The organism is Flavobacterium geliluteum, assembly GCF_017948595.1.
Classification (GTDB): Bacteria; Bacteroidota; Bacteroidia; order Flavobacteriales; family Flavobacteriaceae; genus Flavobacterium; species Flavobacterium flavipigmentatum.
In genome coordinates this window covers 1-11,452 of the sequence record NZ_JAGFBV010000050.1, presented here as the reverse complement: position 1 = coordinate 11,452, position 11,452 = coordinate 1, and the positions used below count along the sequence as shown (strand labels likewise).

Genomic DNA, 11,452 nt, shown 5'->3' with positions numbered 1-11,452 from the left:
ATAGAAAACGTCTGCATTCTTCTTTGGGATATAAAACACCTAAAGAAATCGAACTAGAATTTTATAAAATTAAAAGTGTAGCATAGGTCTTAGAAAATTTGTCCCACTTTTTGTTGCAAGTCCAATTCGTTGATTACACTTTTATTGAAGGAGGAAATAAGAATAAAACGTTCAAAAATCCGATAGCATTTTTAAAACGTGATCAACAACTGATTTTAGGAAACGGAACTATGCAAACCACGATGGGAGTTACTTATTTGGTAAAAGATCAGCCAATTGATTTTGATCGTGTAAAATATAAGTTTACCAGTATTCCATGTAAATAATTCAAAAAGAAAGAGATTAAAAAAATCCATAAAAAAGCCGCTTCTTACTGTAAAAAGCGGCTTTAGTTATTAATATTGGCTATGTTTTTATAAAACTTCCCCTTTAATTTTTAGGGCAACTCTACCATCAGGGTAGTTAGTAGCATTGGTTTCTACGGTAATTGTTTTACGAATTGGGCCTATAGCCATATTGTATTTTACATCGATTTTTCCTTTTTTTCCCGGCAAAATAGCAGCAGCTGGTTTTGTTACGACAACAGAACTTACTGTAGATTCTGCAGATGTGATTAATAATGGCGCATCTCCTGTGTTGGTAAACTCAAAAGAACGAAGTCCGTTATCTGTTTTTGAGATTCTTCCGTAATCAATTGTGTTGTCTGGGGCTGCAAATTCAATTTTTGGGCCGTTTTGAGCATAACCAATTGCACTAAACAATAGGATTATAATAAAAGTGGCAACATTTTTCATTTGAAATTGTTTTTTAAGTTGTAAGTAAATATACATTGTTTTAATTAACACACAAATTATTATTTCGTTAATATTTCGTTTTTTATAGTGTACTTAATTATTTACTTTTGCTGTCAGTTATAATTACAAAAACTGAACCAGTTTTTTGTTTAATCGTTAATTTGTTCAACCGTTTATTTGTTTTTGCATGATAACAACATTTACAAATAATCAAATCAATTAAAAAAAGTAACGACTAACAATTATACGAATTAACAATAACACGATTAAACGAATCAACATATCCACGAATAAACAACCTATAAATGAGTATTCCAGCCCAATTTGACGCTAAAACAATCGAGAATAAATGGTATGAGTACTGGATGAAAAATAATTATTTTCATTCAGAGCCAGATCATAGAACACCTTATACTATTGTAATTCCGCCACCAAATGTCACAGGAGTTTTGCACATGGGCCACATGTTAAACAATACGATTCAGGATGTTTTAATTCGTCGTGCACGTCTAAAAGGTTTCAACGCCTGCTGGGTACCGGGTACCGACCACGCGTCTATTGCCACAGAAGCCAAAGTAGTAGCCAAATTAAAAGAAGAAGGAATCAACAAAAACGATTTAACTCGTGAAGAATTTCTAGCACACGCTTGGGAATGGACTCATAAATATGGCGGTGTAATCTTAGATCAGCTGAAAAAATTAGGAGCGTCCTGCGACTGGGAAAGAACCAAATTTACGATGGATCCTGATATGTCAGCTTCTGTAATTCGCTCTTTTGTCGATTTATACAATAAAGGACTAATTTATCGTGGTTACCGAATGGTAAACTGGGATCCTGAAGCAAAAACAACTTTATCTGATGAAGAAGTTATTTATGAAGAGCAACAAGGAAAATTATTTTTCTTACAATATAAAATTGAAGGTTCAGAAGATTTCTTGACGATTGCAACTACACGTCCTGAAACCATTTTTGGTGACACAGCAATTTGTATCAATCCAAACGATGAGCGTTTTACACACTTAAAAGGTAAAAGCGCCATTGTTCCTATTTGTGGTAGAATAATTCCGATTATCGAAGACGAATATGTAGATGTTGAGTTCGGAACAGGTTGCTTAAAAGTAACTCCTGCGCACGATATGAATGACAAAACATTAGGAGAGAAGCACAATCTTGAAATTATTGATATTTTTAATGAAGATGCTACGCTAAATAGTTTTGGATTGCATTATCAAGGAAAAGATCGTTTTGTAGTTCGTACCGAAATTGCAAAAGAATTAGAAGAAATTGGGGCTTTGGCGAAGACCGAAATCCATATGAATAAAGTAGGAACATCTGAAAGAACCAAAGCGGTAATCGAACCAAGATTATCAGATCAATGGTTTTTGAAAATGGAGGATTTGGTAAAACCGGCAATAAAATCGGTTTTGGTTGATGGTGATATTAAATTGCACCCCAAACGTTTTGAAAACACCTACGCCCATTGGTTAAACAATATTCGCGATTGGAACATCTCTCGCCAATTATGGTGGGGACACAGAATTCCTGCTTTCTATTACGGAGACGGAAAAGAAGATTTTGTAGTTGCTGAAAATATTGAAGATGCTTTAGCTTTAGCGAAAGAAAAAACTTCTAACAGCTCACTTACAACATCTGACTTGAAACAAGATGTTGACGCATTAGACACTTGGTTCTCTGCATGGTTATGGCCAATGTCAGTTTTTGATGGAGTTGTTAATCCTGAAAATGAAGACTTCAAATATTATTATCCAACCAATGACTTGGTTACAGGTCCGGATATTTTGTTTTTCTGGGTAGCGAGAATGATTATTGCGGGTTACGAATATGCGGGCGAAAAACCATTTACCAATGTATATTTAACAGGTTTGGTACGTGATAAACAACGTCGTAAAATGTCTAAATCATTAGGGAACTCTCCTGATCCTTTAGACTTGATCGAAAAATTTGGCGCCGATGGTGTTCGTGTAGGATTGCTTTTAAGTGCTTCTGCAGGAAACGATATCATGTTTGATGAAGAATTATGTAACCAAGGAAAAGCCTTTTCTAATAAAATATGGAATGCCTTCAAACTGATTAAAGGTTGGGAAGTTTCTGAAACTATTCCACAACCAGAATCATCAAAAGTGGCGATTGAATGGTACGAAGCGAAGTTGCAGCAAACCTTAGTTGACATTGAAGATAATTTCGAAAAATATAGAATTTCAGATGCATTAATGGCGATTTATAAATTGGTTTGGGATGATTTCTGCTCTTGGTTTTTAGAGATGATCAAGCCAGCATACCAACAACCCATTGATAAGGCTACGTTTGATAAAGCAATCGAAATGTTAGAAAGCAACCTGAAGTTGTTACATCCTTTCATGCCTTTCTTAACAGAAGAAATTTGGCATTTAATTGCTGACAGAACAACAGAAGAAGCTCTAATTGTTTCGACTTGGCCAGCATTAAAACCGTTCAACGCTAGTTTAATTACTGATTTTGAAAGTACTATCGAAGTAATTTCAGGAATTAGAACCATCAGAAAAGATAAAAATATTCCGTTTAAAGATAGCATCGAATTAAAAGCAATCAACAGCGAGAATCTTTCAACTTATTTTGATACTATCGTAACGAAACTTGGAAATATTTCAGCTTTCGAATATGTTGCGGCCAAAGTAGATGGCGCATTATCTTTCCGTGTAAAATCAAATGAATATTTCATTCCGATTTCAGGAAATATCAATGTAGAAGAAGAAATAGCCAAATTGACGGCAGAGTTGGAGTATACGCAAGGTTTCTTAAAATCGGTTCAGGCAAAATTATCCAACGAGAAATTTGTTGCCGGAGCGCCAGAAAAAGTTCTGGCTAACGAAAAACAAAAAGAAGCAGATGCTTTGGCAAAAATTGCTACCATCGAGCAAAGTTTGGCTGGTTTGAAATAAAATTTACCATTTCTATTTAATACAAAATCCCAATACTAAATTTTTTAGTATTGGGATTTCTTTTTAATAATAAATGTGAATTTAGGGGCAAAAAGAGGCTCTTTTATGCATTCAAATTAAAGGAATTGTACCAGACAGTTAGTTTTTGATAATCTTTCTGGTGGTTACAATTCCGGTATCAGAAATAAATTGAACAATATAAATTCCGGCAGTTTGGTTGGCGATATTGACGCTAAACTCCTTTTCTTTATTGGTTTTCTCTTCAAAAACAGCACCATTGTAGAGGCTTGTTATTTTTAAAGTTCCTTGTTCTTCATTATTAATACTTATTTTAAATATTCCGCTTGTAGGATTCGGATAAATAGTAAAGACGCGCGATGTTGCAGCTTCTTCGAGTGCGATTTCCTTTTCTTTGGTTTGAGATTTTTCTGCTTTTACAAGAGCAAAACGTTCACCACCTTCCAATTCTCCCTTAATGGCGTCTTCCTGAACAAGATCCAGCGTGATTTGTTCACCTTCAGGAAGGTCTTTTGCTATTCTAAAGTCAAATGCAATAGTAAAAGTTTCTTCGTTATCGATAGGTAAATTGGTAATGGCAGCTTCTCTAGAATCAATAAGAATTTTATTTTTATCTATAATTTTTAAACCTTTGAGGCTTCCGTTAGATTCTGCTCTTTCAAATAAGCGTTCATCAAGAGTTGCTTCTATTGTACCGCCTAACTCAAAGAAATTATTTCTAAGTTCTTCATTAAAACCTTTATCTATAAATCTCACATTGATAGATTTAGATTTTATTCCTCTAATAAACACAGCAGTTGGCGGAACAAAATCGGTAGTATTCAAATTATAAACACTTAGGTTTTTCCAAGCGATGTTATTGTTGTTTTTTGCATTGGCAGCAATACTAATACCATTTACTTCATTAAACATCGGATCGCTCACAGACTCAATTCTGGCAGTAAGACAAAAATGATGTTGGTCATAAGTAAAGTCGGCAGGATTTGGCGGATACCACGGAATCATCACAATGGCGCTGCTTCCCACGGCTATTGCCGGAATATTGACTTCGCCAATTTCATCACCGTGCAATACACCTCCCACAGTAAAGTTGACAAAATTGGTTGGCCATGTCAATCCAGACGATGCTTTGGCAAAATACAGTTTTACTTTACCGCCAGAACTTGTTACAGTTCCTTTATTATAAACTCTAACGTAAACGGCATTTGGCGAACTTGTTTTATATTCTGGATTTTCGTGTACAAGACCTCCATCCATGTTTTGACGCACCCAAATGTCCTCGCTTATCCACATAGGTCCTGAGTCTGGATTTGGCTCGACACCCGTATCAAAAGGTCTGTCTTTTATATAAAGATCTACTATTGGTGCAGTGATACCGGTTACAATTACAGAATATCTCTGATTGCTGTTTACCAAAGTACCTTTGTGTGTAATTGTGATGGTATAGTTGCCCGCTGCTCCAACGATCTTAATTCTTTCGTAAGGATCTTTGGTATTATCACCTAATCCGTTGGTGGTGGCGGTTAATAATCGGTACGGAAAAGTAGTTCCCAAAGAATTTGTAACTCGTATATCCAGGTCGTTTATAAGTTTTGCAGTACCAATATTGGCTGTACTACCCGCATAAGCAACACCAGCAGGATCTGTCCAGGAGATAGAAGCAATTAACGGATTCACCCCATCAGAGGTTACAGTATAGCTATAACTACTTCCGTTATTTAATGTTCTTTCGTCAATAATCGCCTGTGTTCCTTTTTTGGTGATGGTTTCGGCAGCAAATTTTGCATTCAATAAACCCCATCCATAGATGGCATCGGGACCTGTTGGCCCAGCATCATCTGCGGTATGCAAAGCCAATCCTTTTAAGGTGGCTGCGCGCATAAAATTCCCCGTCGTATTTCTATAATGTTGCTGTAGCAAAAGCAATGTTCCGGTAACATTAGGAGACGCCATAGAAGTTCCTGTTGCATTACCATAACTGCTATTTGTTAGCGGTGTAATAGGAGAGGTAAGGGTAGCAGTAGAATAAAGAGCGGTTCCGTTTCCGGTAAGGTCGGGTTTGATTCTTAAATCGTCTGTAGGGCCTTGACTACTGGAACTATTGATGGTCACACTCGTTAGTGCCCCTGTACCACTTATTACCGCATCATTGGCATTGGCAATAACCAGATTGTTTTTTGCGGTGGCATACCCCGTAAGTTTATCATAGGCTGCAAAACCTCCTAACGGACTCGTATTGGCAGTATTATCATTACCGTCATTACCCGCCGCTTTTACCATCAAATAATAAGGAGCATTAAACATTAAGTTGTCCCAATCTCTTGCAACAGATTCATAAGCTCCAAATCTCCAAGGCGCCATAACTACTGCTCCAGAGGCATTTCTTATTCCCCATCCATACGAGTGGTTGGATAATAACATTCCGTTGGCAGCAGCTGTAGTCGCTTCAGATAAATCACTATTCCAATCATGGGTTCTGGCATTTCCCTGATACGCCATTCCTTTTGATAGTGCAACAGAACCTGCAGCAACAATAGTACCCGTAACATGGTTGGCATGTTGGCTATTGTTGTTGGTAGTGATGATAGTCGTTACACCATCTCCAATAACGACTCTTCCGCCAAATTCATTGTGGGTAGGCAAGGTGGCACCTCCGTCCCAAACATGCGCGGTCATGTTTTGTCCGTTTAATGCGAGACCTAAACCACCACCAGAATTCAAATAATTGGCGCGGGTAGATCTTGCGGCTGCAACATTTTCAGGCGAAAAATAGATCGGATATTTTCCGTCTTCAGAAACATCCATCAATTCGCTTTGCGTACCATCTTTGTTGATAAAAGTGAGACTCCAGCCATTAATCTTAGCAAGACCTACCGCTCTTTGTTTCTTTTTATCAGATTCAGATTTATATTGCACACTTAACGATTCTAGTGTCGCAATATTAGTTTCGGATTTAATCTTTTCGATATCATTTTTAGTTTGGCCAAACGTGATACCACAAAGACAAAATAGAATAATAAGGTATAAATTTTTCATATTTTTTTTGATTTAATGAGATACTCTTTTGAGGGTTCTGGGAGATAACAAAAAAGAGGGAGGACTTCTGTCCTGAATAATTGCAGGAACTTTGCTTGTTTTCATTTTCATCATTTTAGATATTAAAAGGTTAATATTAAATACATCCGAAAAATAAATTTGTTTAATTTCATACAAAAAATAGTATTTATGTATGAAATTACTTTAAACTATATCAAAGCTACTCAAAGTAAGTGAATTGAATTACCGTATAAATACCTGATTTTAAATTGATTGATTTTTTTATGATAAATTGCACGCTCAATTAATACAGAGTAACCGTACAAAAAACTGTTCGTTTGGGGTGCCAAGCTCCATTGATGACGTCCGGAACCCCAAAAATGGGGCTCGACACCCCATCGATGGGGTTCTCGACGTCAAAAATGGGGTTCCCGACGTCAAAAATGACGTCCTTGGGGGCCAAATTTGACGTTCCGAACGTCAAATTTGGGGTTCGGAACCCCAACCGAGCACCTCAGAACCCCAACCGAGCACCTCAGAACCCCAACCGAGGGGTTCCGAACCCCAAACTTTAGGTTCCAAGCCCAAACGTTTAGGTATTATCATGAAGTTTTTAGGTTCCGAGGGCAAAGTTTTAGGTTCCAGACCTAAACGTTTCGGTTCCCGACCTAAACGTTTACGTCACCATACCTAAAATTTTAGGTTCCCGACCTAAACGTTTAGGTAAACAACCCAAACACTTCATGATAGCACCTAAAAACTATAGTAAAAGACCTAAAAACTTCGTGACAACACCTAAAAACTTCAGTACAAAACCGTAACAAACCCTCAAAACACGTATAAATACCTGCTCCCGACTATTTATTTAGTGCTATACTTGTCTCCAAATAAATAAATAATCAACCATTATGGTTTTCCTCAGAGATGATGATGCGAGAATTGTTATATTTGTTTTTAGAATTAATGAAGCATTTGTACTGCTTTATTATTGAAACTGAAACATACTATAAAACGGAACAAAACTTCCTATATACACCTTAATTAGGGTAGATTGGAGCTATTTTATGGCTGGTATAAACAAGTTACCTGATATATTACCGAAAAATAACGAAACAAGAATAAATCTAAAAATAACTATGGAGCACAATTTCACAAAAATAATGTCCAATAAAACAGACAATGAATTAATTAAAATTGTGACAATTGATAGTGGAAAATATCAACAATTAGCTCTTGAAACTGCAAGAAAAGAAATTGAATTGAGGAATTTAGATGTATCATTAAATATCTCTGAATATAAAATTCAGATTGAGAATGAAAATTTAAAACTCAAAACAGAAGAGACCCAACGAAATCAGAAAATAACAGATGTAAATAAGACTGTTGCTCGCTCAACTATACGAGGTTTGAATTTTGTTATAGATTTAATTGCTGTATTATGTATTCATATTTTGATAGTATTTATTATAAAACATACGACGAATATTGTAAGTACAAGAGAAATTATATTAGTAAACAGAATATCTTTATTTTCAGCATTTATCTTTTATTTTATAGTGACTGAAAGTATTTATCAAAAAACTATTGGAAAGCTCTTGACCAATACAAAAGTTGTAAATTTGGACGGGGAAAAACCTAATTTTATGAATATAATTATTAGAACATTCTCGAGATTAATTCCTTTTGACGGAATTTCTTATTTATATTCGATTAGTGGATTTCACGATAAAATTTCTAAAACGATTGTAGTTAAAGATAAAAATACATCAGGTAACCGTCGTTTGGCAATATGGCGGGATTAGGCTTAATTTGAAGATGGTTTTGTACTTGGAAAATTAGTCATTAGCCGAAAGATTAGGCTTCCTTAGTCCACCACATCGCCAAGCGACCAAACGTTAGGCGATATTGCCAACCAGAATCAAGAAACTAACGCAATTTTATAACCTAATTGAAAAATATGTTTGAAAATTTAGATTTTGAAATTTTAAATGATCCTGAATATAAAGAAGATTCTGTAAGAGAAGATATAATTGTACCTATTTTAAAAAGGTTAGGATATACATCCTCTGGAGAAAACAAAATTCGAAGAGGAATAGCATTAACACACCCTTTTGTTAATATAGGTTCAACTACAAGAAAAATAAACATTATTCCCGATTATATTCTTGAAACTGAAAATAATTCTAAATGGATTTTAGATGCAAAAGCACCAAATGAAAATATTCTGAAAAGCGGAAATGTTGAGCAAGCGTATAGTTATGCAATTAATTCAGAAGTCCGTTGTAACATATATTCATTATGTAACGGAAGAAAATTGACAGTTTTTCATATAAGTGAAATTGAACCAATTTTAGATATAGATATAAAAGATATTGATGAAAATTGGAAATTAGTTGAGGAAGTTTTAGGTCCAATACATATTGAAAAACCTTTTTTAAAACATTTTCACCCAGACTTTGGAATACATTTATTAAAGGTTGGAAGTCCTTTAGACACAATTTTTCATTTCATTCCTGCTTTTGTACAAAATATTTCTAAAGTTAATGACGAATTGTACACTATCTATTCTGTTGTTAATTTTGGAGAAGATTACGGTATTTCTTTAGATTTTGGAAAAGATAAGTTTGAGGAATTTATCAATTCTGTACCTACAATACTAAAAGATTATATAACAATAAAATTAAAAAATGCTCCTTATCAAGCAAATTTTAATTCATTGGAGGAAATGTTTCCTATTTCGATTAGTGCTAAAAGAGGTACAGAAAGTTTTACAAATAGTAATGAAACTTATATTCCTTTTCAAGTAGTACGATTTAATAACATCGCATAATAGCTAGAGTTTCGTTGGGCTTGAAAAGCCAACAATGAAACTCCTGTTGAACGGAACCGCTCTACATCCATCCCTTATGGGTTTTTCGATAAATGAATTCTAAGAATTTCAAGAGGCTATAGTGCCTCTTTTTTTTTGAAGTAGTTTCTGTTTGGTTTTCTCGTGTTTCCAAGCGCTGCAAAGTATTCCTCCTTCTTTTTCTTCAAAAATAAATCGTACTACGATTAAGATGAATTCTGTTGCTGCAAAGAGGATAGTACCGCCTGTAAAAAGAATTTTTCGTACACTATTTTACTTTTTCTTTCGATTTAAAACCCAAAACAAAGGGTAAGAAATCAGTGTAATGATCACGATAATGATAAAGCTTTTAGGATCGCTGTAAACAAAACCAATCAATAATGCCAAGGAAGCAATAATGGCGATAATTGTTGTCCAGGGATACCAAATAGAGCGATAAGGTCTAGGTAAATTGGGTTCTGTAACTCTTAACTTTAGTAATGAGCAATACGCCAAACCCCAAACGATAATAGAGGTGAAGGCAGCAAACGAGAACAATACTTCGAAAGAGCCAATACAAATTAAAAACAAACTAAACAATGAGGAGACCAAGAGTGCTACGATGGGTGTTCCGCCTTGGTTTACGGTAGTTCCTTTTTCGGTAAAAAATCCGTCACGGCTTAGTCCGTACAAAATTCTTGGCGGAATCATCATAAAAGCATTCAGGATACTGATTAAAGAGAAAATAGAAATTACAGTAACGATGATGGCGCCGTTTTTTCCAAAAATGATATTAGCAACATCAGCAGCTGCGAGATTTGACTTTGCTAAAGTTTCGATCGGCAGAACATGAAAAAAAGCAATGTTGAGCAACACATAAATGGCTACAACAAGCAACACACCACTATATAAGGATTTCGGAATGTTTTTTCCGGGGTTTTCATTTTCTTCGGCAAAAAAGCAAACACTATTCCAACCATTATAGGTTCCGATAATAAGCTGAAGCGATTTGAAAAATCCAAACAATAAACCTATTTGAAAGAATGAATTATCCTTTGGAATAGGAGCCAGTTTGATTCCCGAATACATAAAACACGCCACGACCAAAGCAACAAAACAAATTACTTTTAAGAAGCTGGTAATTTGCTGAATGGCGCTTCCGTTTTTTACGCCTGTTAAGTGCAATAATACAAATGCAAGTAACAATGAAATCGCTATTGCAGTGGCGTAATTACCCAGATTGGGGAACAAAATAATGATATATTCGCTGATGACAATACAGTAAAAAGCGGGCGGAATGGCATTGGTAATATAATCAAACCAGCCCGATAAAAAACCAGCATAATCTCCAAAAGCTCTTTTGATATAATTGTAAGATCCGCCGGCTTTAGGAAGCATTGTTGCGAGTTCTGCATACGAATTGGCACCTATTAAAACAAATAATCCTCCAAAGAGCCAAGATGCAATTATAAGCCAATAATTGTCCAGCAGCCCTGCAATCGTTCCGGGCGTTCTTAGAATTCCGACCCCGATAGTTCCTCCAATTAGTACTGCAATGTTAAAACTGAGTCCAAGGCTTTTTTTTAATTGGTTCTTTTTGGAATCGATCATAGGTATTATTTTGGTTTTGGTTAAATCTAAATGTTTAGGCAAACAAAAGTACTATAATTTAAATACATTTTTTTCTAAAACAAAAACCTCGTTCATTTCCGGAGGGCACTGAAAAACATCCCTTATTTTGATCAGGTTTATTTTTTAGACAATAAAAAAACGCTTATAACAGGACTTTAAAAAATCCGCTATAAGCGTTTTTCGTTTTATAACTGTTTTTGATTTGA

Annotated in this window: 7 protein-coding genes; 4 read left to right on the top strand and 3 right to left on the bottom strand. The window is 35.3% G+C overall.

Annotated elements, in window-relative coordinates:
* The first annotated feature begins 113 nt into the window (after positions 1–113).
* Positions 114–326, top strand: coding sequence for a hypothetical protein (locus J3495_RS18645; RefSeq protein WP_236025508.1), 213 nt, complete (start codon positions 114–116; stop codon positions 324–326).
* A gap of 87 nt (positions 327–413) precedes the next feature.
* Here the strand turns inward: J3495_RS18645 and J3495_RS18640 are convergent, their stop codons facing one another.
* Entirely contained in the window at positions 414–794 is a 381-nt protein-coding gene (locus tag J3495_RS18640) for a DUF1573 domain-containing protein (RefSeq protein ID WP_210668446.1), read from the bottom strand.
* 305 nt (positions 795–1,099) lie between these two features.
* Between J3495_RS18640 and J3495_RS18635 the strand changes: the two genes are divergently transcribed.
* Positions 1,100–3,733, top strand: a complete 2,634-nt coding sequence (locus J3495_RS18635) for a valine--tRNA ligase (protein ID WP_210668445.1) — start codon at positions 1,100–1,102, stop codon at positions 3,731–3,733.
* Between the two features lie 138 nt (positions 3,734–3,871).
* Here J3495_RS18635 and J3495_RS18630 read toward each other — a convergent pair whose 3' ends face one another.
* The gene (locus J3495_RS18630; protein WP_210668443.1) at positions 3,872–6,787 is read right to left on the bottom strand and encodes a S8 family serine peptidase; all 2,916 of its coding nucleotides are present in this window, start codon (positions 6,785–6,787) and stop codon (positions 3,872–3,874) included.
* A 1,064-nt stretch (positions 6,788–7,851) separates the two neighbouring features.
* Between J3495_RS18630 and J3495_RS18625 the strand changes: the two genes are divergently transcribed.
* Entirely contained in the window at positions 7,852–8,589 is a 738-nt protein-coding gene (locus J3495_RS18625; RefSeq protein ID WP_210668440.1) for an RDD family protein, read from the top strand.
* Between the two features lie 155 nt (positions 8,590–8,744).
* A complete protein-coding gene (locus J3495_RS18620) occupies positions 8,745–9,617 on the top strand; it encodes a type I restriction enzyme HsdR N-terminal domain-containing protein (RefSeq protein ID WP_210668438.1) in 873 nt (290 codons plus the stop codon).
* Positions 9,618–9,908: 291 nt separating this feature from the next.
* Here the strand turns inward: J3495_RS18620 and J3495_RS18615 are convergent, their stop codons facing one another.
* Positions 9,909–11,225, bottom strand: a complete 1,317-nt coding sequence (locus J3495_RS18615; RefSeq protein WP_210668435.1) for an APC family permease — start codon at positions 11,223–11,225, stop codon at positions 9,909–9,911.
* Positions 11,226–11,452 lie beyond the last annotated feature (227 nt).